Source organism: Actinorhabdospora filicis (assembly GCF_030269765.1).
GTDB lineage: Bacteria > Actinomycetota > Actinomycetes > Mycobacteriales > Micromonosporaceae > Actinorhabdospora > Actinorhabdospora filicis.
In genome coordinates, this window is record NZ_BSTX01000003.1 from 538,694 (window position 1) to 565,047 (window position 26,354).

The following is a 26,354-nucleotide window of genomic DNA, read 5'->3' on the forward strand; positions in this document are numbered from 1 at the left end:
AATCCCACCATGTGAACAGTGCGAGACTGAGGGGTATGCCGCAACTCCGCTCTCGCACCTCGACGCACGGACGCAACCAGGCCGGTGCCCGCGCCCTGTGGCGCGCCACCGGCCTCACCGACGGCGACTTCGGCAAGCCCATCGTCGCCATCGCCAACAGCTACACCCAGTTCGTACCCGGCCACGTGCACCTCAAGGACCTCGGCGACATCGTCGCCGGGTCGATCCGCGAGGCGGGCGGCGTTTCGCGCGAGTTCCACACCATCGCCGTCGACGACGGCATCGCCATGGGCCACGGCGGGATGCTCTACTCGCTGCCCAGCCGCGAGCTGATCGCCGACAGCGTCGAGTACATGGTCAACGCGCACTGCGCCGACGCCCTCGTGTGCATCTCCAACTGCGACAAGATCACCCCCGGGATGCTGCTGGCCGCCCTGCGCCTGAACATCCCCACCGTCTTCGTCTCCGGCGGGCCCATGGAGGCCGGGCGCACCTTCGCCGTGGGCAACGTGGTCAAGCCGCGCCTCGACCTCGTCGACGCCATGGTCGCCAGCGCCGACGCCTCGGTGGACGACGCGACCCTCGACGAGATCGAGCGCAACGCGTGCCCGACCTGCGGGTCCTGTTCGGGCATGTTCACCGCCAACTCGATGAACTGCCTGCTGGAGGCCATCGGCCTGGCCCTGCCGGGCAACGGCTCCACCCTGGCCACCCACGCCGCCCGCCGCGGCCTGTTCGAGCGCGCCGGGACCACCGTGATGGACCTGGCCCGCCGCTACTACGACGGCGACGACGAGTCGGTCCTGCCGCTGAACATCGCCACCCGCGAGGCCTTCGACAACGCGATGACCCTCGACGTGGCCATGGGCGGCTCCACCAACACCGTCCTGCACCTGCTGGCCGCCGCCCGCGAGGCCGGGGTCGAGTTCGGGGTCGGCGACATCGACGCCATCTCCCGGCGCGTGCCGTGCCTGTCCAAGGTCGCGCCGAACTCGCCGAAGTTCTTCATGGAGGACGTGCACCGGGCCGGCGGCATCCCCGCGATCCTGGGTGAGCTGAACCGCGCCGGGCTGCTGAGCACCGGCGTCCGCAGCGTGCACTCGGCGGGCCTGGCCGACTGGCTCGACGACTGGGACGTGCGCGGCGGCAAGGCGGGGGAGGCGGCGATCGAGCTGTTCCACGCCGCGCCCGGCGGCGTCCGCACCACCCAGGCCTTCTCGACCGAGAACCGCTGGGAGAGCCTGGACGTCGACGCGGCCAACGGGTGCATCCGCGACAACGCGCACGCCTACAGCGCCGACGGCGGCCTGGCGGTGCTGTTCGGGAACATCGCGCCGGAGGGCTGCGTGGTCAAGGCCGCGGGCGTGCCCGAGGAGTGCCTGACCTTCGCCGGGCGGGCGCGCGTCTTCGAGTCGCAGGACGACGCGGTCGCCGCGATCATGAACGACGAGGTCGTCCCCGGCGACGTCGTGGTGATCCGCTACGAGGGGCCGCGCGGCGGTCCCGGCATGCAGGAGATGCTCCACCCGACCTCGTTCCTGAAGGGCAAGGGCCTGGGCCGGGCGTGCGCGCTCATTACCGACGGCCGCTTCTCCGGCGGGACCTCGGGCCTGTCCATCGGGCACATCTCGCCCGAGGCGGCCTCGGGCGGCGCGATCGCGCTGGTCCGCGACGGCGACACGATCGCCATCGACATCGCCGCGCGCTCGATCGCACTGGAGGTCTCCGAGGACGAGCTGGCCGTGCGCCGCGCGAAGGAGGAGGCCCGCGAGCACCCGTACACGCCGGTGGACCGCGACCGCCCGGTGACCGCCGCGCTGCGCGCCTACGCGTCCATGGCCACCTCGGCCAGCGACGGGGCGTACCGCCTGGTGCCGTAACACCGCTCGACGAGGCCCCCGCCACCGGCGGGGGCCTTTTCGCGTCCGCCGTAATACATCTGCCGCACACTGGTGCGCATAAGAATGCATGTTCGATCATGATCGAGCATTGAACGATCATGGAGTGACTGCAAGCATTCTTTCCGATCGCGTTCGGTGGGACCTCGCGTCAGTGGGGGCCGGACGCGGTTCGTGGAGGGATGACCATGAAGTTCGTTGATCGTGTTCTGGACCGCCTGGTCGGCACCGGCCGGGCCCGGGCGGCCTGCGACTACAAGAAGTGGCGCGAGTGCGTCTACAGCGGCATCTGCAACACCAACGGGTGGCACGCCCGCTACGAGTACGTCCGGCACACCAACTGCAAGGTCGACACGACCTGGCTCGGCTGCTGCTAGCCGCCCGTCCCGGCCCCGTCGTCCCCGCGTGCGGGGGTGGCGGGGTTTCGTTTACGTGCCCTCGGCTCGAATAGGCCGCCGGTATCGCGGCCGGAGCGCGCCGGAAGCATGATCCGGCCGGGACGCGTAACCGTAAGGATCCTTTGTGGACGCGGCGGGGGCCGCGTCCGCGAAGGGAGCGAAATGAAGCTCATCGACCGTGTCGTGACCCGTCTCGTCGGCAAGGCCGTGGCGAAGGCGAGCCCGTGTCAGGGCTCGCAGTACACGTACTGCGTGCCCAGTGGCATCTGCGCCGGCGGGCACTCGCGTTACAAGCACGTCATCAAGCCCGACTGCACCGAGAGCGACACCTGGATCGGCTGCTGCTAGCCAGAACCCTGTGGCGATCGTCCCGTGCGCCGCGCGTGCCTCCCCGGCCGCGTGCGCGCGGGGGCGGGGATCTAGCCGTCCCCGCCGGCCGGACGCCGGGTGCGCGAGCGGTACTCGGACTCACCGCGCGCGTCCCGGCCCGGACGCCGAACCCCGTCGTCCCACCGCCTGTCTCGGAGCGGAGGGGCGGCGGGGTTCTTCCCGTGCCGGGCGCGTTCGGCCGCCGGTCTTGCGGAGACGCACATTCGATGCACACTCACGTGCATAGCCAGGGCATTTCGATCATGATCGAGCATTGTCCAGGTGAGGGGCCCACTGTCAGCATCCTTTCCGGTCGTGTCCGGCAGCCACTCGCGCAGCGAGAGCGGTGCACGGCCGCTTGGGAGGATCGACATGAAGCTCATCGACCGCGTTCTCACCCGTCTCGTCGGCAAGGCCAGCGCCACCGCGGGCTGTCCCTACGAGAGCTGGACCGGCTGCGGCATCAGCGGCATCTGCCCCGGACTGCACACCAAGTACCGCTACACCCAGGGCGGCAACTGCAAGGTGACCCAGGTTCAGATCGGCTGCTGCTAAGCCGCTCCGGACGTCTCGCCCCGGAGACAGGGGGCGAGCCCTCCTCCTCACGCCGAACCCCGCCGCTCCCTGGAGGCGGCGGGGTTCTTCATGTCCATTTTCGACACTCGCGTGTCGGCTTCCCGACTCACCGAAGTCGCGCCCCCCTTCGTGTCCAGGGCACCACCGCATCCACCGCGAGTCCACATGGGGGTCGCCCGACCGGGGCTTGACCGCACAGTGCGGGAACTGGAACGATCGCTTCTGGCGAATCCGGCTAAAAGGTTCGCGGCACGAGAAGACAAGGGCCCCGGGATGGCCGTGGTTGTCGGCGGTCCCGGGGTGCCGCGCCATGGCGCGCCCATGACCGGCGGAGGGGTCGCGGGGGCGATCGGGGCGTCCCGGAGAGGCCGAAGGGGGAAAGCGCCGACGCGGACCCGACAAGGGCTTTCCAGGTCCTGCTAATTTCTTTAGATGGCCGTGCGCGAAGCCCGGCCGTTCAGTCCACAGCCGACGGCTCGGGCCCGCCCGGGCGGCCGTTTCCGTCGAGATCAGATCGGGCACTGAGAACTCGTGTGGCGCACCTGGGGACAGCGGCGAGCTGAGACTTTAACCGCCCTGCGCCGTGCCGTGCTGGCCTTCACCCTCCTCTACGCCGTCGGCATCGGCCTGCGGTACTTCGGCGACGACAAGCGCGTCCCCGGCCTCGGCACGGCATCGGTGGCCGTGGTCATCGCCGTCGCCTCGGCCGCCGCCGCCCACCTCGCCGACCGCCTTCCCGGACGCGAGGCCTACCGCAACATCGCCATCGGCATGGGCGTGGGCGCCTTCTCCGTCGGCATCGCCGTCATCCTCGCCCGCCCCCACGCGCTGTGGGCCGTCGGCATCGGCAGCGTCATCTCGGCCGGCTTCTTCATCCACGGGCTCCTGCGGCTCCCCGGCGGCGTCAACGGCCTCGCGCCGCGCCTCGGCCTTGCCCTCGACGGCCTCATCATCGCCGCCTGCCTGTCCTTCACGATGTGGATGCTCTTCTTCGTCGACTACCGGCCCGACGCGCTCTCGCCCGCCTTCACCTGGAGCTACGGCTTCGTGCTGACCGTCGCGCTGCTGTCGGCGACCATCGTCGGCATCGGCATGGTCGCCGCCGTCCGCGCCACCGGATACCGCCGCGCCCACATCCTCCTCGCCCTCGGGCTGTCCATCGTGGCCCTGGCCGGGCCGCCGATGCTCATCGGCGTCGACGTCGGCTCCTACGGCATCTGCCGCGCGGCGATGCTGTCCTGGGGAGCCGGGGCCATGCTCGTGGTCATCGCGCTGCTGTTCGGACTGCGCTCGCCGGGTGCCGCCCGCGCGCGGCCGATCCCGCACATCGGGCTGCTGGTCACCCTCGTGCCCACCGCGATCGCCGGTGGCGCGGCGATCTACCACGCCGCCGCGAAGGGGCCGCTGCGCCTGGACACCGTCATCGCCGCCGTGTTCGTGGTGGCCGCGCTGATCTCCCGGCAGATCCTGACCCGCTTCGACGTCCGCCGCGCCGCCGAGCAGCTGGCCGACCGGGAGGCCTACTTCCGGTCCATCGTGGCCGGATCCTCCGAGGTCATCACCGTCCTCGACGACGACATGGTGGTGCGCTGGCAGTCGCCGTCCTCGACCTGGCGGATGGACTGGACCGAGGCGCAGGCGCGCGGCCGCTCCTTCGACGAGCTCGTCCACCCCGACGACGCCGCCCCCGTCCGCAAGCAGCTCACCCGCGCCCTCACCGGCGAGGCGGTCATCCTCGACGGCCGCATCATGGACGCCGACGGCGACTGGCGCGACACCGAGTCCACCGTGGCCGACCACCGCGACGTCCCCCAGGTGCGCGGCCTGGTCGTCCACACCCGCGACGTCGGCGACCGCAAGCAGCTGGAGCGCGAACTGGCGCGCATGGCCTACGCCGACCCGCTCACCGGCCTGGCCAACCGCCGCCAGCTGCTGCGCAAACTGGAGAACGACGTCGCCGGATCCGGCATCCCCTGCACGATGCTGGCCATCGACCTCGACGAGTTCAAGAACGTCAATGACCTGCACGGCCACGACGTCGGCGACGAGGTCCTGGTCGAGGTCGCCGAGCGCCTGCGCGCCAACCTGCGGCCCACCGACCTGGGCGCCCGCCTCGGCGGCGACGAGTTCGCCGTCCTGCTCTGGTGCGGCGTCAAGGACGCCGGGGACATCGCCGAGCGGCTGCTGGCCGCGCTGTCGGAGCCCTACGACTGCGGGCGCACCCGCGTGTTCCTGTCGATCTCCATCGGCGTGGCCGGCTGCGGCACCGCCGACGACGTCGAGACGCTCATGCGCAACGCCGACCTGGCCCTGCGCTTCGCCAAGGAGCGCGGCAAGAACCGCATCGAGCGCTACGACGCCGACTTCGAGGCCCTCGTCCGCCGCCGCACCACCCTGGAGCAGGAACTGCGCGGCGCCAACGAACGCGGCGAGCTGCACCTGGTCTACCAGCCCGTGGTCGCCCTCCCCGGCCGCGAGATCGTCGGCGCCGAGGCCCTGCTGCGCTGGACGCATCCCGTCCTCGGCTCGGTCTCGCCCGCCGAGTTCATCCCGGCCGCCGAATCGGCCGGGATCATGGACGAGCTGACCGCCTGGTCGCTGCGCGAGACCGCCGGGAAGCTGTCCCAGTGGCGCGCCTCCGGGCACCGGCTGTGGGTCTCGCTGAACGTCTCGGTCCGGCAGCTGCACTCGCCGAACTTCGCCGTCGAGGTCGCCCAGTCCCTCGTGGAGCGCGGCGTCCCGCCGCACCAGCTGGTCGTGGAGATCACCGAGCACGACGTCGCCTACGACGTCAACCGCCTGGTGGCGCAGCTGACCGGGCTGCGCGCGACGGGCGTCCGCATCGCCCTGGACGACTTCGGCGCCGGCTACTCCTCGCTGGGGCAGCTGCACCGGCTGCCGGTGGACATCATCAAGATCGACCGCGCGCTCGTCGTGGGCGCCGAGGACGGCACCGCGCCCCTCTCCGACGTGGTCGTGCGCCTGGGCGAGCGCCTCGGCCTCGACGTGATCGCCGAGGGCGTGGAGACCGAGGCGCAGCTGGCGCACGTCGTCGAGGCCGGTTGCCCGCTGGGGCAGGGCTACCTGTTCCACCGGCCGCTGATGGCGGTCGACCTGGAGGCGCGCCTCGCCGAGGGCGTGGCCGCGGCGGGGGACTAGGCCCGCTCCAGCACCCGCTCCCGGAACGGCTTGCGCTCCACCGCGGCCAGCACCGCGAGCAGGACCTCGGCCAGCGGGGCGGGGAGTTCGGCGTCCAGCTCGGCCATCGCCTCCGAGACCACCCGCCATTCGCGCTCCACCGCCGGGAGCAGCGCCTCGGCGCGCGGGGTGAGGTGGGCGATGCGCTGCCGGGCGTCGTCGCCGGGGCGCAGCTCGACCAGGTCGCGCTCGGTGAGCTGGGCGACGGTCTGGCTGGCCGCGGAGTGGGTCACCCCGATGGCGGCGGCCAGGTCCCGGATCGGCAGCGGCCCGCGCGCCAGCGCGCGCAGGACGGGGGAGAAGCGCGGCCGGTAGTCCTCCGGCAGGCCCAGCGCGGCCTGGGCGCGGGCGACGTCGCCGTCGAGGACGTCGTGGACGTGCCGCAGCAGGGTCCCCACGGCTTCGCGATCGATCATGGGGTTAATGTAACAGCACTGTTAGATCGAGGAGGACAGCATGAGCCGCTACCCGGAGATCGAACCGTACGAGACCGGCGTGCTCGACGTCGGCGACGGCAACCGCGTGCGCTGGGAGGTGAGCGGGAACCCCGCCGGCAAGCCCGCGGTGGTCTTCCACGGCGGACCCGGCTCGGGCGCCACCCCGGGCTGGCGGCGCTACTTCGACCCGGCGCGCTACCGGATCGTGCTCTTCGACCAGCGCGGCAGCGGCGGCAGCACACCCGACGCCGGGCTCGTCACCACCGACCTCTCGGTGAACACCACCGCCCACCTGATCGCCGACGCCGAGCGGCTCCGCGAGCACCTGGGCGTCGAGCGCTGGCTGATCATGGGCGCCTCCTGGGGCGCGACGCTCGGGCAGGCCTACGCGCAGGCCCACCCGTCCCGGGTCAGCGAGGCCGTCCTGTTCAGCGTGACGCAGACGACGCGCCGCGAGGTCGACTGGGTCACCGGCGACATGCGGCGGGTCTTCCCCGCCGAGTGGGAGCGCTTCCGCGCAGCCGTCCCCGCCCCGATGCGCGACATGCGCCTGGTGGACGCCTACGCCGAACTGCTCGCCGACCACGACGAGCGGGTGCGCGAGGAGGCCGCCCGCGCCTGGTGCGCGTGGGAGGACACACACGTGGCCACCGTCCCCGGCTACGAGCCCGACGAGCGGTACCTGGACCCGGTCTTCCGCATGCGGTTCGCGCGCCTGGTCACCCACTACTGGCGCCACTCCGCCTGGTACGCCGACGGCGAGCTCATGGCCGGTGCCGCCGCTCTGGGAGACATCCCCGCCGTCCTCATCCACGGCCGCCTCGACGTGAGCGGCCCCATCGACATCGCCCACGATCTGGCCCACGCGTGGCCCGGCGCCGAACTCGTCGTGGTCGAGGATGCCGGGCACGGCGCCTACCCGGGGACGGTGGAGAGCGTGCTGGCGGCCACCGATCGCTTCGCCGCCAACGGATAGCGCCATCGAGGTCGTCGCGGCCCGGTGACAAACGCCATTCCCACCCACCGCGACGACATCTCAGCATCCGGGATGAGTTGACTCATGGCATGAGATCGGGCAGTCTTACCGGGTGCGTTCATGCTTGATGAGCGCTGCCCCCGCGCAGCGCCTCGTACTTATCTAGCGCGCCGTCGTTCCAACGACGGTGCGCCCGCCCCCGTGCGTCTTGCACGCGGGGTTTTTTGTTACCCGAAAACCGCCCCAGGACCTCACAGCAGAGAAACTTCCACCGAGCGAACCGGATGAAGGTCATGACAGATCCCGTCAAGCATCCAGTCCCACACCCGCCCGCGGCGGCCACGCCGCTCGCCCTCGCCGGCCGCGCCGCTCTCCCGGCGCAGCGGCAGGCGGGCGTCGAGGTAACCGGCGCGCAGTCGCTCATCAAGTCGCTAGAGGCGCTCGACGTGGAGGTCGTCTTCGGGATCCCGGGAGGGGCGATCCTCCCCGCCTACGACCCGATGCTGGACTCGACGAAGGTCCGGCACATCCTGGTCCGGCACGAGCAGGGCGGCGGCCACGCCGCCACCGGGTACGCGCAGGCCACCGGCAAGGTCGGCGTCTGCATGGCCACCTCCGGCCCCGGCGCGACGAACCTCGTCACGCCCATCGCCGACGCCTACATGGACTCGGTGCCGCTGGTCGCCATCACCGGGCAGGTCTCGCGCAACCTGATCGGCACCGACGGGTTCCAGGAAGCCGACATCGTCGGCATCACCATGCCCATCACCAAGCACAATTACCTGGTCACCGAGGCCGAAGAGATCCCGCGCGTGCTCGCCGAGGCCTTCCACCTCGCCGCCACCGGACGCCCCGGGCCCGTCCTGGTCGACATCCCCAAGGACGTCCTCCAGGCCAGGACCACCTTCTCCTGGCCGCCGCGCAAGGAACTGCCCGGCTACAAGCCGACCACGCACCCGCACGGCAAGCAGGTCCGCCAGGCCGCCGAGCTGCTCGCCGAGGCGTCCCGGCCCGTCCTGTACGTCGGCGGCGGCACCCTCAAGGCCGGCGCCACCGACGAGCTGTACGCGCTGGCCGAGAAGAGCGGCGCGCCCGTCGTCACCACCCTGATGGCGCGCGGCGCGTTCCCCGACTCGCACCCGCAGCACCTGGGCATGCCCGGCATGCACGGCACCGTCTCGGCCGTCTACGCCCTCCAGCGCTCGGACCTGATCCTGGCCCTCGGCGCGCGCTTCGACGACCGCGTCACCGGCAAGCTCGACAGCTTCGCGCCGGACGCCAAGATCGTCCACGTCGACATCGACCCCGCCGAGATCGGCAAGAACCGGCACGCCGACGTCCCCATCGTCGGCGACGCCAAGGCCGCCATCGGCCAGCTGGTGGAGGCCCTCGCCGAGTCCGGCGGACGCGAAGCGCCCCGCCTCGCGCAGTGGTGGGCGCAGCTGGACGACCTGCGCCGCCGCTACCCGCTCGGCTACGACCGTCCCACCGACGGCGCGCTCGCCCCGCAGTACGTCATCCAGCGCATCGGCGAGATCGCCGGTCCGGACGCGCTGTACGCCACCGGCGTCGGGCAGCACCAGATGTGGGCGGCGCAGTTCATCTCCTACGAGAAGCCGTACACGTTCCTGAACTCCGGCGGCGCCGGGACGATGGGATACGCGGTCCCGGCGGCGATGGGCGCGAAGTTCGGGCGTCCCGACAAGGTCGTGTGGGCCATCGACGGCGACGGCTGCTTCCAGATGACCAACCAGGAGCTGGCCACCTGCGCCATCGAGGGCATCCCCGTCAAGATCGCGGTGATCAACAACGGGAACCTGGGCATGGTCCGCCAGTGGCAGACCCTGTTCTACGACAAGCGCTACTCGAACACGAACCTGGGGACGCACGGCAGCGGCCGGATCCCCGACTTCGTGAAGCTGGCCGAGGCCCTCGGCTGCGTCGGCCTGCGCTGCGAGTCCTATGAGGACGTCGACCGGGTCATCAACGAGGCCATGGCGATCAACGACCGGCCCGTGGTGATCGACTTCATCGTGGGCGCCGACGCGCAGGTGTGGCCGATGGTGGCCGCCGGCACCGGCAACGACGAGATCATGTTCGCGCGGGACGTGCGTCCCATCTTCGACGAGGACGACCTGTGAGTGAGCGCAGCGAGCGAACCAGAAAACAGGGCATGACGTTCTTCGCGCCGACGACGAAGCGCAATATGTGGAAGGTGCCGCGATGACTACACACACCCTTTCCGTCCTGGTGGAGAACAAGCCGGGTGTCCTGGCCCGGGTGTCGGCGCTGTTCTCGCGGCGCGGCTTCAACATCGACTCCCTCGCCGTGGGCGAGACCGAACAGCCCGGCGTCTCCCGGATCACCATCGTGGTCAATGTGGACGAACAGCCGCTGGAGCAGGTCACCAAGCAGCTCAATAAGCTGGTGAACGTCCTCAAGATCGTCGAACTGGAACCGTCCTCGTCGGTGCAGCGCGAACTGCTGCTCGTCAAGGTCCGCGCCGACGCCACCACGCGATCGCAGGTGGTGGAGGCCGTGGAACTGTTCCGCGCCAGGGTCGTCGACGTCGCGCCGGACAGCGTGATCGTCGAAGCCACCGGTACCGCCGACAAACTCGGCGCGTTGCTGCGGCTCCTGGAGCCCTACGGGATCAAGGAGATGGTCCAATCGGGTCTCGTCGCCGTCGGACGCGGCAGCAAGGCCATCACGACCCCGGCTCTGCGCAGCGCCGCGTAGCCGACCGAACCTCGCACGAACGAATATCCAGGAAAGGCAACAGACATGCCCGCTGAAGTGTTCTACGACGACGACGCCGACCTCGGCCTGATCTCCGGCAAGAAGGTCGCCGTGATCGGGTACGGCAGCCAGGGCCACGCGCACGCGCTGTCCCTGCGCGACTCCGGGGTGGACGTCCGCGTCGGCCTCCAGCCTGGTTCGAAGTCGGCGTCGAAGGCCGAGGACGAGGGCCTGCGCGTGGTCACCCCCGCCGAGGCGGCCGCCGAGGCCGACGTGATCATGATCCTGGTCCCCGACACCGCGCAGGCGGTGCTCTACGCCAACGAGATCGCCCCCCACCTGACCGAAGGCAACGCGATCTTCTTCGGCCACGGCTTCAACATCCGCTACGGCCTCATCACCGCCCCCGCCGGCGTCGACGTCGCCATGGTCGCCCCCAAGGGCCCCGGCCACCTCGTCCGCCGCCAGTACGTCGACGGCAAGGGCGTCCCCTGCCTCATCGCCGTGGAGCAGGACGCGTCCGGCCAGGCGCAGGCCCTCGCGCTGTCCTACGCCAAGGCCATCGGCGGCACCCGCGCCGGCGTCCTGAAGACCACCTTCAAGGAAGAGACCGAGACCGACCTCTTCGGCGAGCAGGTCGTCCTCTGCGGCGGCGTGGCCGAACTGGTCCGCGCCGGCTTCGACACCCTCGTCGAAGCGGGCTACGCCCCCGAAGCCGCCTACTTCGAGTGCCTACACGAGCTCAAGCTGATCGTGGACATGATCTACGAGGGCGGCCTGTCGAACATGTGGTACTCGGTGTCCGACACCGCCGAGTACGGCGGCGTCACCCGCGGCCCCCGCATCATCAACGACGCGGTCCGCCAGGAGATGAAGAAGGCCCTCACCGAGATCCAGGACGGCACCTTCGCCCGCCAGTGGGTTGAGGAGGACCGGTCCGGCCGCGAGAACTTCGCCAAACTCCGCCAGGACCAGGCCTCGCACCGCATCGAGGAAGTGGGCGCGACGCTGCGGGACATGATGCCTTGGGTGAAGCGGAAGATCACCGAGACGGCGTAGCCGCGAGGTGGTCCATAGGCAGAGTACGGAGACGGCGTAGCGAATCGGAGCCGTCGAAGTGATCCATGGGTAGAGCACGGAGACGGCTTAGTAGTCGGATCGCTCGGGCCGCCGCTCCGGAAGGGGCGGCGGCCTTTGTCGTGTCACCTGGTCGTGCGCTATGTCGGCGGATTGAATTGTGTTGTCTGTATAGGCGATGACAACTCGGGCGCGGTGGGGTGCCGACATGCTTCTCGAAAGCACCACCTGGCTCGCCGAACGCCGCAACTCCTTCGCGCATCAGTTCATCGACGAGGCGGGGATACCTGGCGTCGCAGCAGGCAGGCTCGATTTCACCGACGATGCAGTCGAGGAGGCGTTCCATCGGGTAGGCCGGTCGGCCATGATCCTGGCCGATGGGTGGGAAGCGCATCTAAGGAGACTGGGTCGTCCCGCGCGTGCGTCGGCTGGACACGGCTAAGGCCTGCTGTGGTCTCGGAGACCTCTTGACCGGTGTTTCGCGGCATCGGGGCACCTCGCACATGGAGGCTGCCGACCTTGCCGAAGGCTGGGTATGCCGTACCGCGATGGTGGAATAGGTGACAAACTCGCTAGACCATGTTCCGTGAAAGCGCTGCGTTCTGGGTGAAGCGGAAGATCACGGAGACGGCGTAGCCGCGAGGTGATCCATAGGCAGAGTACGGAGGCGGCGTAGCGAAGCGGAGCCGCGGGTGGAACACCGAGACCGTGTAGCCACGTGATCGGCGCCCAGACGGCTCGCCGGTGCCGATGAGGGCCGTCCATCCACGGTGGATGGACGGCCCTCGCCGTGCTCAGCCGCGCTTCCGTGATGTGCGTTTCCGCTCCGGGTCCTTCCCCACCGTCACCAGGTGCGCCGCCGCGACCCCGGCGGTCATCAGCGCGAATACGGCCGCCGCCGCTCCCATTCCCGTCAGGGACGAGGGCCGCGACGAGAAGCCCGGCCGTGTGAGCAGCATCAGCGTCATGCCCGCGCTCAGGACGATCAGGGTTACGGGCGGGCCAGTGGTGGCGCGGGCGGTCGCGGCGCCGTGGATCAGCAGGACGAGGATCGTCGTGATCATCACCAGCATGAGGAGGGCCAGGCCGTGGCCCCGGGGCAGCACGTCGGCGAGGGAGAAGTCGCGGTGGCCGCCCTCGATGCGCTCGACGGTGACGGTGGGCACGAAGAAGAACAGGATGGGAAACGGCGCGGCGGCGGCGTACAGGCGGCGGATCGGGTCGTAGCGGCGCATGCGAAGAACCTCCCGCCACAGGCGGTCGGTCTCGCGCTTCAGGGAGTTGATCTCTTTGTCATCGGGCACGTGCACACGGTAGTGACGGTCGGCAAATCCTCACCGCGACAACCCCTGCCGCTCCGGGTATGCCACGGACCGGCGCACCGCCTCCACCCGGCGGTCGCCGCGGGCGGCGATGCCGGCGACGGCCACCTCCACCGGCTCGGCGGCGAGGCCGTGGCCGCGGTGTTCGGAGAGGTGCGGGCGCGGGTCAGCGGTCGTCACGGTAGCCGAGGGTGGCCAGGAGTGTGCCGTCACGCGTGAGCGTGCGGTGGCCTGAAAACCCCTCGCCCCCACCCCCGTCCCGGGGTTCCATACCCCCATGAAGATCCGCCCCATCACCCCCGCCGACGCCGCCGCGATCGCCTCCTGGCGCTACCCCGCCCCCTACGACGTCTACGACGGCGATGACGAGCCGGACTACCTCCTCGACCCGGCCAACGGCTTCGTCGCCCTCGACCACGACGGCGAGCTCGCCGGGTTTCGCTCCTTCGGCCCGGACGGGCGGTTTCCGGGTGGCCCGTACGACGACGCGGCGATCCATCCGGGCGGGCTGGACGGTGTCCTCGACACCGGGGGTGGCCTGCGTCCCGATCTCACCGGGAGGGGGCTGGGCGGGGCCGCCATCGCCGCGGGCCTGGCCTACGGCGAGACCGTCCACTCCCCGCGGTTGTGGCGGATCACGGTCGCCGCGTTCAACACGCGGGCTTTGACGGTGGTCGGCAGGCTGGGTTTCGCGGCCGTCGCGGAGTTCTCCTCACCCAGGGGCGCCGACTTCGTGATTCTGGTGCGGGCGGCGGCCGGTTAACCTCGACGGGTGCCGTCCCCGCGTTCCCGCCTGTTCGACCTGCTCATCGCGCTGTCGGTGAGCGGGCTCGCGCTCGCCGAGCTTGGCATCGGGCGTTCGCCGGTGATGGTGGGCATCGGCGTCGTCATGGGCGGCGCACTGTTCTGGCGGCGGACGCGGCCGGTGGCCACGGCATGTGCCGTGGCGGCGCTGGGGTGCACGCAGGTCGTGCTGAGCCTGAGCAACTACGACGGCACGGTCACCTACCTGGCGCCGTGCCTGTACGACGTGGGCGTGCTCATCGCGGTGCACGCCGTGACCAAGTACGCCGCGCGGTTCTGGCAGGTCATGGCCGCCGGGGTGGGCGGAGTCATCGCGGCGGTGCTGGCCTCACTTCCGGCGTGGGACGGGTGGTGGCGGCAGGCGCTCATGCTCGGCGCGTTCGCCGTGGCGGTGTGGGCCGTCGGCCTCAACGCGCGCACCGGACGCCTGTACGCGCAGGGCCTCGAAGAGCGCGCCGCCGTCCTCGAACGCGAGCAGCGGCACCTCGCCGAGGCCGCCGCCGCCGGTGAACGCGCCCGCATCGCCCGCGAGATGCACGACGTCATCGCCCACGCCCTCGCCGGGATGATCGCCCAGGTCGACGGGGCCGCCTACGCCATCGACGGCGACCCCGCCGGGGCGCGCAAGGCGCTCACCGCCGCCGGGGACGCCGGGCGCACCGCCCTCGCCGAGCTCCAGGGCCTCGTGGGGGTCCTGCGCGAACCGCCCGAGGCCGACCCGCATCCCCCGCACCGGCGGCCCCTCGGCAGCGACCGCGTCGGGGAGCTCGCCGACTGGGCCCGCGGCGTCGGGCTCGACACCACCGTCCGCGTCTCCGGTGACCTGGCGGGACTGCCCGTCGGCGTCGCGCTCGCCGTGCACCGGATCGTCCAGGAGGCCCTCACCAACGTGCTGAAACACGCCGGACCGGGCACGCGCGTCGACATCGACGTCGCGCGCGCCCACGGGGAGACCCGCATCGAGATCACCGACCACGGCCGCGCGATCCGCGAGGCCGGACCCGGCGGGCACGGCCTGGCCGGCATGCGCGAACGCGTCGCCGTCTACGGCGGGGTGTTCGAGGCGGGCCCGCTGCCGGTGGGCTGGCGGGTCCTGGCGACCATCCCGGACGCCCCGTGATCCGCGTGGTGCTGGTCGACGACCAGCAGCTCGTGCGCACCGGCCTGCGGCTGGTCATCGACTCCCAGCCCGACCTGACCGTGGTCGGCGAGGCCGGGGACGGCGCGCAGGCCCTGGCGCTGCTGCGCGAAACGGCCGCCGACATCGTCATCATGGACGTCCGCATGCCCGTCATGGACGGCATCGAGGCCACCGCGCACCTCACCGCGCTCGCCGAGGGCCCGAAGGTGCTGGTGCTGACCACCTTCGACGCCGAGGAGGAGGCCTTCGCGGCCCTGCGCGCCGGGGCCGCCGGTTTCCTCCTGAAGAACGGCACCCCCGAGGAGCTGCTCACCGCCGTCCGCGTCATCGTCGCCGGGGACGCCATCGTCGCCCCCCGCATCACCCGCCGCCTGCTGGACCGCTTCGCGCCCCAGTTCGCCGCGCCGCCCACCGGCGGCGACCGCCTCGCCGGGCTCACCGCCCGCGAGCGCGAGGTCGTCCTGCAGATCGCCCGGGGCCGCTCCAACCTGGAGATCGGCGCCGACCTCGGCGTGGCCGAGGCGACCGTCAAGAGCCACGTGCGCCGGATCCTGGCCAAACTGAGCCTGCGCGACCGGGTGCAGCTCGTCGTCCTCGCCTACGAGTCGGGGCTGATCAGGCCCGGTACCTAGCGGATCGCGTCCCCGATCTGCTCCAGCGCCAGGTACGCCACCACGATCAGCGTGATCGACCCCAGGATCGCCACCCACGCGCACCCCCTCAGCGGACGTGGGGGAGGACGCTCGTCACCAGGGGGCTCGTTCGACCACATGCGCGAACCCTACGCCCTAGGGCGCAAGATCCACCGGGATCTTGCGCCCCCCGAGCAACCCGATCTCGGCACTCGGCCCGAGGTGCCGGGCCCGCCCCGGCCATAGCGTCGGGACATGCTCAAGCTGACCCTGCGCACCGCCCTCTCCCACGTGCCGCGACAGGCGCTGGCCGCGCTCGCGGTCGTCGTGGGCGTCGCGTTCATCGCGGGCACCTTCATCTTCACCGATGGGGCCAAGGACGCCATGCGCGCCCAGGCCTCCGACCTGTACCGGGGCACCGACGCCGGCGTCTACACCGAAGACCACGACGGCTTCGGCGACGCCGCGCTCGCCAAGTTGCGGAAGGTCCCGGGCGTCACCGCCGTGGAAGGCGCGCTCTTCGCCTCCGGCTCGGTCCTGCCCAGCCCCGCCGAGCCCACCCGGCGTCCCCCCATGGGCTGGATCGCGGCCATGCCGCAGAACCCCGTCTTCACCCCCTACGACCTCGTCGAGGGCCGCACGCCCGGCCCCGGCGAGGCCGTCCTGGACGCCGAGACCTACACCGACTACGGCTTCGAGCTCGGCGACCCCGTCGGCGCCGACGGCGACGGCGCCACCAGGTCCTTCACCCTCGTCGGCGTCATCGACGTGTCCAAGACCCGCGTCGCCGGGCGCTCCGTCATCGGCGTGGCCCCCGCCGACGCCCTCGCCCTCAACGGCGACACCGGCTTCCGGCAGCTGCGGGTGGCCGCGCCCGGCGTGGACGAGGCCACCCTCGTCGCCGCCCTCACCAAGGCCGCCGGGCCCGGCGGGTCCGTCCTGGGCCACGACGAGATCGTCGAGCTCGAACTCGCCGACGCCTACCGCGACGTCGACATGATCGAGAAGGGGCTCCTGCTGTTCGTGCTGGTGGCGATCCTGGCCGCCGGATTCGTCATCGCCAACACGTACACGATCGTCATGGCCCAGCGCGCCCGCCAGATCGCGCTGCTGCGGCTGATCGGCGCCTCCCGCGCGCAGACCTTCGCGTCGGTGCTCGCCGAGGCCGCCGTCATCGGCGCCGCGGCCGCCTTCGTGGGGCTCGGCGCGGGCATCGGCATCGCCGCGTTGTTGTCGCTGGTCATGGGCAACCTCGGGCTCGGTTTCGGCTCGGCCTTCGTCATCGAGCCGCGCACCCTGGGCGTCGCGTTCGCCACGGGCGTCCTGGTGACGGTCGTGTCGGCGCTGCTGCCCGCGTGGAGGGGGACGCGCGTCCCACCGGTGGTGGCCCTCTCGGCGACCGCGACGGAGACCATCCGGCCGGTGGGACGCGTGCGGGTGCTCACCGGGCTGGTGCTGCTGGCGGCCTCCGCGGGTGCCTTTCTCCTGCCCGCCTCGGTACCGCAGGTGGGATTCATCGGGATCACCGGCTTCTTCGGGCTCGTCGCCCTCGGGCCCGCGATCGTGCCCGCGCTCGCCAGGATCGTCGGACGGCCCCTGCACGGCCTCGGGGGCTGGGCCAAACTGGCGGTCTCCTACACCGCCCGCAACCGCCGGCGGGTCGCGGCGACCACCACGACGCTGATCCTGTGCGTGAGCCTGGTGTCCTCGGTGATGATCGGCGCCGCCAGCATCTCCGCGGCCCTGGACCGCGAGGCGGAGAAGAACTTCCCCGCCGACGTGACCGTGCAGGGCCAGGACGTCCCGGACGCCCTGGTCGCCCGGCTGCGCGACAGCGGCCGCTTCACCCTCGTCCACGCCGCGCGCACCGGCGAGATCGGCGGCCTGCGGGTGGTGGGGACCGACCCGGGCCTGCTGGAGAAGTCCGAACCCGGGCTGGGGCTGGCCCCCGGGAAGGCGGTGGTCTCCAAGGGCGTGGGCAAGAAGGCGGGGGAGAAGCTCGTCCTGGCCGGGCACGCGTTCACCGTCGCCGGGGTCTCGGGGATGCCCGGCGAGCTGGTCCTGGTCACCGCGCCCGACGCCGCCGCGCTGATGCCGGACGCGCCGGTCACCGAGCTGAGCCTGGTCGGCGGCGACGCGGAGTTCGTCCGCGAGGCCGTGGCGGACTACCCGGGGCTGACCGTCATGGACGTCGACGCCTTCAAGGAGGCCCGCACCGCCGGGCTCGACCGGCTGCTGGCCTCGGTGATGGCGCTGCTGGCCCTGGCGGTGTTCATCGCGCTCGTCGGCATCGCCAACACGCTGACCCTGTCGGTGGCCGAGCGCGGGCGCGAGCACGGCGTCCTGCGGGCGCTGGGGGTGAGCCGCGCGGGGATGCGCGCGATGCTGTCGGTGGAGGCGCTGCTGGTGGCGATCGTGGGGGTGGCGCTGGGGCTGGGGCTGGGCCTGGCGGTGAGCGCGGCGACCGTCCGGCTGCTCGGCGAGGTCTCCGACGCCGGACTCGTGGCGCCGTGGGGACGGTTGGCCGCGCTGGTCGGGGCGATGTCGGTGGCGGCGCTGCTGGCGTCGGTGCTGCCCGCCTCGCGGGCGACCCGCAAGCCCATCGTCACCGCCCTCTCGGGGGAGTAGGGGAGTGGGGGCTCCCGGCCGGGAGCCCCCACGGGTGCCCTTGATCACCAGAGCCTCAAGGCCGCGTGACAAATGTGAGACCTGGACGTATCGTTTGAGACAAGCTTGTTTCATTCGAGACGTCCAGTTCTCATCATGCCCTTGAGGAGGTGGCCATGGTCGCCAGTCGTGAGCAGATCGCCCGCGCCGCGATCCGGCGTCTGAACGCCGATCCGGCCGCCTCCATGGCCGAGATCGCCGAATCCGCCGGGGTCTCGCGGGCCACCCTGCACCGCAACTTCGCCAGCCGCGAGGCGCTCATGGCGCACCTCGGGCGGATGTCGACGGAGAGCTGGACGCAGGTCCTCGACGACGCCGGGCTGGCCGAGGCCGTCGCCGACGGCTCACCGGAGGCCCTGCGCGCGGCCATCGACCGGCTGTGCCACCACAACATCCGCGACGTCGAGGAGTTCGGCTTCGTGCTGACCGAGCACGTGGTCTTCGAGCAGGACGACGAGCTCGCCCAGGTGGTGGAACGCTGCCAGACGCGCGAGCAGGAGTTCTACGCCGCCGCGCAGAAGGCTGGCGTCCTGCGCGCCGACCTGCCCCCGGTGTGGATCGGGCACATGAGCTACGGGCTCCTGGTGGGCCTGCGCGAGGCCCTGCGGCGCGGGGACGTGGCCGTCCGCGACGCCGAGCGGCTCCTGCGGGAGTCCTTCCTGCGAGGGTGCGGCGCTTCCTAGCCCCCTCGCCACATTCGTTTCACGTACCACTTCCTGAGCTTGTCTGGAGCACCACCATGACCACCACCCTGCCCGTCACCGGCCGACATACGCCCACTCCGGCCCTCAACCCGCGTCGCTGGGTGGGGCTGGCGGTGCTGTGCGCGAGCCTGCTGATCGTCGTCATGGACATGACGATCCTCAATGTCGCGCTGCCGTCGATCTCCGAGCAGCTGCGGCCCGGCTCGGTCCAGCTGCTGTGGATCGTCGACATCTACCCGCTGGTCGTGGCCGGACTACTGGTCACCGCCTCGGGGATCGCCGACCGCTTCGGCCGCAAGCGGATGCTCATGGTCGGCTTCGCCGTCTTCGGGCTCGCCTCGACGCTGGTGCTCATCGCCGACAACGCCGCCGCGCTGATCGCGATCCGGGCGCTGCTGGGTGTCGGCGGCGCGCTGATCATGCCCTCGACGCTGTCGATGATCCGCAACCTGTTCACCGATGGCAAGGAGCGGGCCGTCGCCCTGGGCATCTGGGGTTCGATGGCGGCCGTGGGCTCCGGCCTCGGGCCCATCGCGGGCGGCGCGCTGCTGACCCACTTCAGCTGGCACTCGGCGTTCCTGGTGAACGTGCCGATCATGGCCGTCGCGCTGGTCGCCGCCTACTTCCTGCTCCCGGAGTCCAAGGGCGCCGTGGTGCGCTGGGACGCGCTGGGCACCGGCCTGTCGATCGTGGGCATGGTCGCGCTGATGCTGGCCATCAAGAACTTCGGCAAGCACGGCATGGCCGACCCGGCCGCGCTGGTCTCGGCCGCCGTCGCCGCGATCGCGCTGGGCTGGTTCGTCCGGCGGTCGCTGAACCGGCCCGACCCGATCCTGGACATCCGGCTGCTCAAGCGGCGCGGACTGTCGGCGGGCCTGATCGCGGCGCTCACCACGAGCATCGCCACCGCGGCGATGATGCTGCTGCTGGCGCAGTGGATGCAGCTCGTGGAGGGCATGAGCGCGCTGGAGGCGGGCGTGCACCTGCTGCCGGTCGCCATCGCCGCCGGGATCCTCTCGCCGCTGGCGCCCGCCATCGCCGCCAGGATCGGCACCCGCACCGTCATGGCCGGTGGCCTGCTCATGAGCGCGACCGGGTTCCTGGTCCTGTTCTTCGCCCCGGCGCCGCTGACCTACCCGTTCCTGGCCGTGAGCATGCTCTTCGTCGGCGTGGGCATGTCCTCGCTGGCGATCGGCTCGGCGGCGGTCATGGCCAGCTCGCCGGCCGAGCGCTCCGGCAACGCCGCCGCCCTGGAGGAGACCAGCTTCGAGTTGGGCGCCGCCCTGGGCGTGGCGATCCTGGGCAGCGTGGCCGCGCTGGTTTACCGCAACGGGCTCTCGACGGGTGAGCTGGCCGCGTCCGGCGTCACCGGCGAGTCCGCCGAGGCCGCCCGCGAGAGCCTCGGCGGGGCCATCGCGGTCGCCGAGCAGGCCGGGGCGAGCGGACTGGCCGACGTGGCGCGCGAGTCGTTCACCACGTCGCTCCAGGTCACCGGCATCGCCGGGGGCGTCCTGATGCTCGTCGGTGCGGTCACCGTGTGGCTGCTGACGCCGAAGGACCTCTCGGTCACCGGGGCGCACTAGCCTCCGGCTCGGCCTCTTGCTCCGCCACGGCGGGCGCGGACTCCCGCGCCCGCCGCTTCCACGCCAGCCACTCCCGGCTGCCCGGCAGCCACAGCGCCACCAGGATCCACAAGGTCATCGGCGCGAACACCAGCCACGCCTGGAACACCCACGGCGAGACCACGTCCTCCGGCACGATCCCCGGGATCGCGCCCAGGCAGCCCACGGCGTGCGCGACCGCCACCGCGATCACCCCGCCGGGCGAGCCGCGTCCCAGCATCAGCGCCGGGCCCGCGAAGGTCAGCACCGCCAGGACCAGGGCGGCCACCAGGAAGACCATCGCGATCTTCCCCGCGCCCATGCGCGTCAGCGCCACCCCGACCGCGCCGGCCATCGGCACCACCAGCGCCCGGCAGGCGTGAGCCGAGGACTTCACCGTCGACGGAGGTAGATTCGCCACACCTGCTTCTACCACCCCCGGAGGGCGACACCGTGACGACACGACGTGACAAAAGCCGGGGTGACAGCGCCCAGGTCGCCGTCGTCACCGGTGGCAACCGGGGCATCGGCCGCGAGGTCTGCCGCAAGCTCGCCGACGGTGGATACCGCGTCGTCCTCACCGCCCGCGACCCCGCCAAGGCCGCCAAGACCGCCGCCGAGATCGGCGTCGACTGGTACGCCCACGACGTCACCTCCGACCCCGTGCCCCTCGTGCGGCACCTGGAACGCGAGTACGGGCGCCTCGACGTCCTGATCAACAACGCCGCCATCAACTACGACACCTGGCAGCACGCGCTCACCGCCGACCTCGACGTCGTCCGCGAGACCATGGAGACCAACGTCTACGGACCCTGGCGGCTCACCGCCGCCCTCGTGCCGCTGCTGCGCCGCGCGCAGCACCCGCGCGTGGTCAACGTGTCCAGCGAGAGCGGCTCGCTGGCCGGCATGGGCGGCGGCACACCCGCCTACGGCATGTCCAAGGCCGGACTCAACGCGCTCACCCGGATGCTCGCCGACGACCTGCGCGCCGACCACATCCTGGTCAACGCCGTCTGCCCCGGCTGGATCGCCACCGACATGGGCGGGCCCGGCGGCGGGCCGGTCGCCGAGGGCGCGGCGAGCGTCCTGTGGGCCGTCCGCCTGCCCGACGGCGGCCCCACCGGCGGGTTCTTCCGCCACGGCGAACCACTGCCCTGGTGAGTGAACAGAGCCCTGGTAACGCGCGCCCACCCACTTCGGTCCTGACCGGGGTGACGGGTCTTTCTGGATCGATCCAGTGACATCTTGCACTTGCGGGGATGTCCGTGGAGTGAACCCTTCGCCACGCCCGTAACAATGGCCACCACATTGGCGAGCGCAGCGTCGCGCCCCGTCCCCCAGCAGCGTCTAGGCCGCGAGGTACGCCGTGTCGAACACTTCCCTGGTTCCCGTGACCCGCCCCGTCGTCGTCATCGCCGACCCGCTCGCGCACTCCGCGGTCGCGGTCCTCACCGCCGACTTCGACGTCCGCGACGTCGACGGCACCGACATCCCCGCCCTGCACAACGCGATCGCCGACGCCGACGCGGTCATCGTGCGCTCGGCGACCCGCATCGACGCCGCCGCCCTGGCCGCCGCGCCGCGGCTGAAGGTCGTCGCCCGCGCCGGGGTCGGGCTGGACAACGTCGACGTGCCCTCCGCCACCGCGCGCGGCGTCATGGTGGTCAACGCGCCCACGTCCAACATCGTCTCGGCCGCCGAGCAGGCCGTCACGCTGCTGCTGGCCAGCGCCCGCCACACCGCCAACGCCAACGCCTCGCTGAAGTCGGGCGAGTGGAAGCGCTCGCGCTTCACGGGCGTGGAGATCGCCGGGAAGACCGTCGGCGTCATCGGCCTGGGCAAGATCGGGCAGCTCTTCGCCACCCGCCTGGCCGCCTTCGACACCAAGATCGTCGCCTACGACCCCTACGTCCAGCCCGCGCGCGCCGCCCAGCTGGGCATCAAGCTGCTGTCGCTGGACGAGCTGCTGGCCGTCTCCGACTTCATCTCGATCCACCTGCCGAAGACCCCGGAGACCGTCGGCCTCCTCGGCAAGGAGAACCTCGCCAAGGTCAAGCCCGGCGTCCGCATCATCAACGCCGCCCGCGGCGGCCTCCTCGACGAGCAGGCCCTCGCCGACGCGATCGCCGAGGGCCGCGTGGCCGGCGCCGGCATCGACGTGTTCGCCACCGAGCCGTGCACCGACTCGCCCCTCTTCGGGCTCGACGAGGTCGTGGTGACCCCGCACCTGGGCGCCTCCACCGTCGAGGCCCAGGACAACGCCGGGCTCGCGGTGGCCAAGAGCGTCAAGCTGGCCCTCAAGGGCGAGTTCGTGGCCGACGCGGTCAACGTGCAGGCCGGTGGCCTCGTGGCCGAGGACGTCCGCCCGCTGCTGCCGCTGGCCGAGCGCCTCGGCAAGGTCTTCACCGCCGTGTCGGGCGGCGCCGCCCAGTCGGTGACCGTCGAGGTCCGCGGCGACGTGGTCGCCTCCGATGTGTCGGTGCTCCAGCTGGCCGCCACCAAGGGCCTGTTCACCGGCGTCGCCGACCAGGTCACCTATGTCAACGCGCCCCTCCTGGCCAAGGAGCGCGGCGTCGACGTCGGCCTGTTCACCAGCGCCGAGAGCCCCGAGTTCCACAACCAGATCACCGTCCGCGGCGCCCTCACCGACGGCCGCGCGACCAGCGTGTCCGGCACCGTGACCAGCGGCCCCCGCGAGGTCCTCAAGCTCACCGAGATCGACGGCTTCGACATCGACCTCGAAGCCGACGGCCCGCTGCTGATCCTGCGCTACAACGACCGTCCCGGCGTGGTCGGCGTCCTCGGTGGCGCCCTCGGCGACGCCGGCGTCAACATCGCCGCCATGCAGGTGGCCCGCCGCGAGGTCGGCGGCGAGGCCCTCATGGCCGTGGCCGTCGACCACGAGCTCCCCGCCGACCTCCTGGACCGCGTGGCGAACGCGGTCGGGGCGACGCGGGCGGCGACGGTGACGCTCACCGACGACTAGGGTTCGATGAAGCGGCCCCGGGGGACCCCGGGGCCGCTTTCGCGTACCGGGGACGGGACATGAGCTCACTCGAAGAGGACTACGCGCGCTTCCGGGACCTCGTCGGCCCACTGCCGCGCATGGCGACGCCGCACACGTGGGCGGAGGTGGAGACGGCGCTCGGGCTGGAGTTCCCGGTGGACTACAAGATGTGGGCGGAGGAGTACCCGTCGCTCTACCTCTTCAAGTTCCTGCACCTGGACAACCCGCTGGATTTCCCGGTCTCGGTGGACTTGGAGATCGACGTCCTGGCGGAGGTCCGTGAGGTCGCCGAGGAGTTCGGCCGCGAGATCACCGGCGATGACGGGAGCATCGTGGATCATCGGCCCGCCCTGCCCTTCTATCCGGCGCCCGGCGGGCTGCTCTTCTTCGGGCAGAGCGACAACGGCGACTACTGCACCTTCCTGACCGCACCCGACCCTCGCGAATGGGAAGTGGTCGTCACCGACGGCGGCAGCTGGTGGCACAGTGGCCGTGGCTTCGCGGCATTCCTCACCGGTCTGCTCACCGGCGAGCGGCCCTGCCCGGAGTTCCCCGAAGACCTGGCCGATCATCCGTCGGCGCGCGCCGCCTACACCTTCATGGACGCCGAGGGGCAGGGGCACGTTCTCTGGGGCGATACCCGCCGCATCCCCTGAGCGGGAACCGATCTCCCGCCCCGACGCGTCCCACCACCATGAGGCCATCCCGTCTTCTCGCCCTGCCCCTGCTCCTCGCCGCCGGGTTCCTCACGGCCTGCGGTGGGGCCGCCATGCCGTGCTCGGACAACGCCATCACCGGCCTGGCCTGCGAGCCGCCGGCGGGGACGGGGGACCCCGTCGCGGGGCAGCGGGTCGTCGCGTTCGAGCCGGAGGGGTCGGTGGCGGTGCCGGGGACGTTCTCGGACGCGCCGGTCGACCCCGACGTGGTGCGGGGATGGCTGGCGGCCAAGAGCGGCGCGGGCATCAGCGAGCCGCGGGCGCCGAAGCCGGCGACCCCTGCCGAGGAGGGCATGGCCTATGTGGCCGTCTCGCGGACGACGGGCTGCCAGAAGACCGACAAGGCCGAGCTGCGGCGCCAGGGCGACGAGCTGATCTCGGTGTTCACCGGCACGGGCAGCGTGCCCGGGGAGTGCGTGCGGGCCTACACCGCCTACGCGCAGTTCGCGGTGCCGAAGGCGTCGGTCACGGGCGTCAAGAAGATCGACGGGCAGCCGGTGGTGGACGCGGCGGGCCCCGGGAAGCAGATCGCGTTCGTGCCGATCGCGGGACTCGACGAGACCCGGTTCGCCCCCGTCTTCCTGCGCGACGACAAGGCCAAGAGCCTGCGGGAGGAGTTCGTCGCGCACGGCGCCTCCGAGAGCGACGTGGTGGTCCTGGACGAGCCCACGCCCGCCGGGAAGGAGCGCGTCGCCTACCTCCTCGACGGCTGCGCGGAGAAGAAGGCGCGGCTGCTGGTCTCCCCGACGGTGCTGCAGGCCGAGCTGGTGCGCGACACCACGATCGACTGTGACGGGAACGTGCGCTTCCTCGTCGTCTTCGAGCTGGACGCCAAGGACGTCCCGCAGGGAGCCATGCCGGCGGTGTGGGGGCAGCGGTAGGGTCCCGCGATGTGTCGCTCAAACCGCTCATGCTCGCCCTGCGGCTCTGCCTGGAACTGATCGCCGTCGCCTCCTTCGGCGTCCTCGGCTGGCGCGTGACGGGGACCCCGTGGCGCTACCTGCTCGTGGCCGCCCTGCCGGTGCTGGCGATGACCCTGTGGGGCGTCTTCGCCGTGCCGGGCGATCCCAGCCGCAAGGGCGACGCCCCGGTCCCGGTGCCGGGCGCCGTCCGGATCCTCGTGGAGGCCGTGGTGCTGTGGGGTGGCGCCGGTGCCCTGTGGCTGGCGGGGCTGCCGTGGCTCGCGCTGGCCTCCGGCGTCGTCCTGGCCGTCTACTACGTGCTCGCCCGGGACCGGATCGGCTGGTTGCTGCGGCGCTAATCCGCGAACCCGTGCCATAGGACCCTGTCCGCTACCAGCACTGCTACCCCGATCTTCACTGTGCGTCAGGACATGTTCTCAGATAGTGACTATCCATTGTGGATGATCTCGCCGCGCCCATAGCGTCGCTTGCGGACCGGCCGCCGGGGCCGGCCCGCAAAGGAGGTAAGACATGAGGCGCGTTCTCCGTGCGCTCGTCCTCACCGCCGTCGCCGCAGGCATGGCCTTCATCGCGTCGCCCGCCGCCGACGCCGCCCCGCCCACCGGGCCGGCGCTCGTGGCACCCGGGACCGGGAACGCGGTGGTCGAGGCGCAGCGGCACGCGGTCGCGGACGCCGCGGGCGTCGCCCCGACCGCCGTACCCTGCTGGATCAACATCTCCATCTACTCCACCGCCAACAACCGGTGGATCTCGGCCGAGCTCGGCTACAGCGGCGGCGACTACGCCATGCTGCGCGCACGGGCCACCGCGGTCGGGCCCTGGGAGCGCTACGTCGTCTGCCGTGACCCCGGTACCGGCGTCACCGACATCTCGTCCATGGCCAACGGCCTGTACGTGTCGGCCGAACTGGGCTACTCCGGCGGCGACTACGGCATGCTGCGGGCCCGCGCGAGCGTGCGCGGCCCCTGGGAGATCTTCTACACCTCGTCCGCTCCGGGCGGGGGCCGGCTCGTGATCACCTCGCAGGCCAACGGCCTGTACGTGTCCGCCGAGCTCGGTTACTCCGGCGGCGACTACGGCATGCTGCGGGCCCGCGCCTCGGCGCTCGGGCCCTGGGAGCTCTACATCTGGTAAGACCCCTTCCGAGGGCCGCCGGTCAGTGATCGGCG

27 protein-coding genes are annotated in these 26,354 nt (G+C 71.6%); 22 read left to right on the forward strand and 5 right to left on the reverse strand.

Annotated features, from left to right (window positions below; genetic code table 11):
* The first annotated feature begins 35 nt into the window (after positions 1–35).
* The 5 genes from ilvD (at position 36) to QSK10_RS22790 (ending at position 6,400) form a co-directional block, all read left to right on the forward strand.
* Positions 36–1,880, forward strand: a complete 1,845-nt coding sequence (ilvD, locus tag QSK10_RS22770; RefSeq protein WP_285664967.1) for a dihydroxy-acid dehydratase — start codon at positions 36–38, stop codon at positions 1,878–1,880.
* 206 nt (positions 1,881–2,086) lie between these two features.
* Entirely contained in the window at positions 2,087–2,275 is a 189-nt protein-coding gene (locus QSK10_RS22775; RefSeq protein ID WP_285664968.1) for a hypothetical protein, read from the forward strand.
* Between the two features lie 183 nt (positions 2,276–2,458).
* Positions 2,459–2,644, forward strand: coding sequence for a hypothetical protein (locus tag QSK10_RS22780; protein WP_285664969.1), 186 nt, complete (start codon positions 2,459–2,461; stop codon positions 2,642–2,644).
* Positions 2,645–3,037: 393 nt separating this feature from the next.
* Complete coding sequence (locus QSK10_RS22785) at positions 3,038–3,220, forward strand: hypothetical protein (protein WP_285664970.1); 183 nt, start codon at positions 3,038–3,040, stop codon at positions 3,218–3,220.
* Positions 3,221–3,772: 552 nt separating this feature from the next.
* Positions 3,773–6,400, forward strand: a complete 2,628-nt coding sequence (locus QSK10_RS22790) for an EAL domain-containing protein (RefSeq protein WP_285664971.1) — start codon at positions 3,773–3,775, stop codon at positions 6,398–6,400.
* Here QSK10_RS22790 and QSK10_RS22795 read toward each other — a convergent pair.
* Complete coding sequence (locus QSK10_RS22795; RefSeq protein ID WP_285664972.1) at positions 6,397–6,855, reverse strand: MarR family winged helix-turn-helix transcriptional regulator; 459 nt, start codon at positions 6,853–6,855, stop codon at positions 6,397–6,399. The genes QSK10_RS22790 and QSK10_RS22795 overlap by 4 nt on opposite strands.
* A 40-nt stretch (positions 6,856–6,895) precedes the next feature.
* On the opposite strand from QSK10_RS22795, the gene pip reads away from it, so the two are divergent.
* The 5 genes from pip to QSK10_RS22820 all read left to right on the forward strand — a co-directional run bounded on the left by pip (position 6,896) and on the right by QSK10_RS22820 (position 12,110).
* A complete protein-coding gene (gene pip / locus QSK10_RS22800; RefSeq protein WP_285664973.1) occupies positions 6,896–7,852 on the forward strand; it encodes a prolyl aminopeptidase in 957 nt (318 codons plus the stop codon).
* 293 nt (positions 7,853–8,145) lie between these two features.
* Positions 8,146–9,993 (forward strand): acetolactate synthase large subunit, encoded by a 1,848-nt coding sequence (locus QSK10_RS22805; RefSeq protein WP_285664974.1) that lies wholly within the window; start codon positions 8,146–8,148, stop codon positions 9,991–9,993.
* 82 nt (positions 9,994–10,075) lie between these two features.
* Positions 10,076–10,591 (forward strand): acetolactate synthase small subunit, encoded by a 516-nt coding sequence (gene ilvN / locus QSK10_RS22810; RefSeq protein ID WP_285664975.1) that lies wholly within the window; start codon positions 10,076–10,078, stop codon positions 10,589–10,591.
* A 45-nt stretch (positions 10,592–10,636) separates the two neighbouring features.
* A complete protein-coding gene (gene ilvC / locus QSK10_RS22815) occupies positions 10,637–11,650 on the forward strand; it encodes a ketol-acid reductoisomerase (RefSeq protein WP_285664976.1) in 1,014 nt (337 codons plus the stop codon).
* A 226-nt stretch (positions 11,651–11,876) separates the two neighbouring features.
* Positions 11,877–12,110 carry a hypothetical protein gene (locus tag QSK10_RS22820; protein WP_285664977.1) on the forward strand — a complete coding sequence of 78 codons (234 nt, stop codon included), beginning with the start codon at positions 11,877–11,879 and terminating at the stop codon, positions 12,108–12,110.
* A gap of 352 nt (positions 12,111–12,462) precedes the next feature.
* Here QSK10_RS22820 and QSK10_RS22825 read toward each other — a convergent pair whose 3' ends face one another.
* Together QSK10_RS22825 and QSK10_RS22830 are read right to left on the reverse strand one after the other, a co-directional pair.
* A complete protein-coding gene (locus tag QSK10_RS22825) occupies positions 12,463–12,972 on the reverse strand; it encodes a hypothetical protein (protein ID WP_285664978.1) in 510 nt (169 codons plus the stop codon).
* Positions 12,973–13,002: 30 nt separating this feature from the next.
* Positions 13,003–13,170: a hypothetical protein gene (locus QSK10_RS22830; protein WP_285664979.1), complete on the reverse strand. Its 168-nt coding sequence runs from the start codon at positions 13,168–13,170 to the stop codon at positions 13,003–13,005.
* Positions 13,171–13,267: 97 nt separating this feature from the next.
* On the opposite strand from QSK10_RS22830, the gene QSK10_RS22835 reads away from it, so the two are divergent.
* The 3 genes from QSK10_RS22835 to QSK10_RS22845 are packed head-to-tail and all read left to right on the forward strand — an operon-like array spanning position 13,268 to position 15,567.
* On the forward strand, positions 13,268–13,753 hold the full coding sequence (locus QSK10_RS22835; RefSeq protein WP_285664980.1) for a GNAT family N-acetyltransferase: 486 nt from the start codon (positions 13,268–13,270) through the stop codon (positions 13,751–13,753).
* Between the two features lie 9 nt (positions 13,754–13,762).
* Positions 13,763–14,914, forward strand: a complete 1,152-nt coding sequence (locus QSK10_RS22840) for a sensor histidine kinase (protein WP_285664981.1) — start codon at positions 13,763–13,765, stop codon at positions 14,912–14,914.
* Positions 14,911–15,567 (forward strand): response regulator, encoded by a 657-nt coding sequence (locus QSK10_RS22845; protein WP_285664982.1) that lies wholly within the window; start codon positions 14,911–14,913, stop codon positions 15,565–15,567. Before QSK10_RS22840 ends, QSK10_RS22845 begins: the two co-directional genes overlap by 4 nt.
* Here QSK10_RS22845 and QSK10_RS22850 read toward each other — a convergent pair.
* Entirely contained in the window at positions 15,564–15,707 is a 144-nt protein-coding gene (locus tag QSK10_RS22850; protein WP_285664983.1) for a hypothetical protein, read from the reverse strand. The genes QSK10_RS22845 and QSK10_RS22850 overlap by 4 nt on opposite strands.
* A gap of 115 nt (positions 15,708–15,822) precedes the next feature.
* Here QSK10_RS22850 and QSK10_RS22855 point away from each other — a divergent pair, with 115 nt between their 5' ends.
* From QSK10_RS22855 to QSK10_RS22865, 3 genes are all read left to right on the forward strand, one after another.
* Positions 15,823–18,195: an ABC transporter permease gene (locus QSK10_RS22855; protein WP_285664984.1), complete on the forward strand. Its 2,373-nt coding sequence runs from the start codon at positions 15,823–15,825 to the stop codon at positions 18,193–18,195.
* Positions 18,196–18,350: 155 nt separating this feature from the next.
* Positions 18,351–18,917, forward strand: coding sequence for a TetR/AcrR family transcriptional regulator (locus QSK10_RS22860; RefSeq protein WP_285664985.1), 567 nt, complete (start codon positions 18,351–18,353; stop codon positions 18,915–18,917).
* A 56-nt stretch (positions 18,918–18,973) separates the two neighbouring features.
* A complete protein-coding gene (locus QSK10_RS22865; RefSeq protein ID WP_285664986.1) occupies positions 18,974–20,521 on the forward strand; it encodes an MFS transporter in 1,548 nt (515 codons plus the stop codon).
* Here QSK10_RS22865 and QSK10_RS22870 read toward each other — a convergent pair.
* On the reverse strand, positions 20,505–20,960 hold the full coding sequence (locus QSK10_RS22870; protein WP_285664987.1) for a hypothetical protein: 456 nt from the start codon (positions 20,958–20,960) through the stop codon (positions 20,505–20,507). The genes QSK10_RS22865 and QSK10_RS22870 overlap by 17 nt on opposite strands.
* A 32-nt stretch (positions 20,961–20,992) precedes the next feature.
* Between QSK10_RS22870 and QSK10_RS22875 the strand changes: the two genes are divergently transcribed.
* From QSK10_RS22875 to QSK10_RS22900, 6 genes are all read left to right on the forward strand, one after another.
* The gene (locus QSK10_RS22875; protein WP_285664988.1) at positions 20,993–21,700 is read left to right on the forward strand and encodes an SDR family oxidoreductase; all 708 of its coding nucleotides are present in this window, start codon (positions 20,993–20,995) and stop codon (positions 21,698–21,700) included.
* Between the two features lie 229 nt (positions 21,701–21,929).
* A complete protein-coding gene (gene serA, locus QSK10_RS22880; protein ID WP_285664989.1) occupies positions 21,930–23,525 on the forward strand; it encodes a phosphoglycerate dehydrogenase in 1,596 nt (531 codons plus the stop codon).
* A 59-nt stretch (positions 23,526–23,584) separates the two neighbouring features.
* Positions 23,585–24,202 (forward strand): SMI1/KNR4 family protein, encoded by a 618-nt coding sequence (locus QSK10_RS22885; RefSeq protein ID WP_285664990.1) that lies wholly within the window; start codon positions 23,585–23,587, stop codon positions 24,200–24,202.
* Between the two features lie 38 nt (positions 24,203–24,240).
* Positions 24,241–25,143 (forward strand): hypothetical protein, encoded by a 903-nt coding sequence (locus QSK10_RS22890; RefSeq protein WP_285664991.1) that lies wholly within the window; start codon positions 24,241–24,243, stop codon positions 25,141–25,143.
* 11 nt (positions 25,144–25,154) lie between these two features.
* A complete protein-coding gene (locus QSK10_RS22895) occupies positions 25,155–25,523 on the forward strand; it encodes a YrdB family protein (RefSeq protein WP_285664992.1) in 369 nt (122 codons plus the stop codon).
* A 172-nt stretch (positions 25,524–25,695) separates the two neighbouring features.
* Positions 25,696–26,319: a fascin domain-containing protein gene (locus QSK10_RS22900; RefSeq protein WP_285664993.1), complete on the forward strand. Its 624-nt coding sequence runs from the start codon at positions 25,696–25,698 to the stop codon at positions 26,317–26,319.
* The last annotated feature ends 35 nt before the right edge of the window (positions 26,320–26,354 follow it).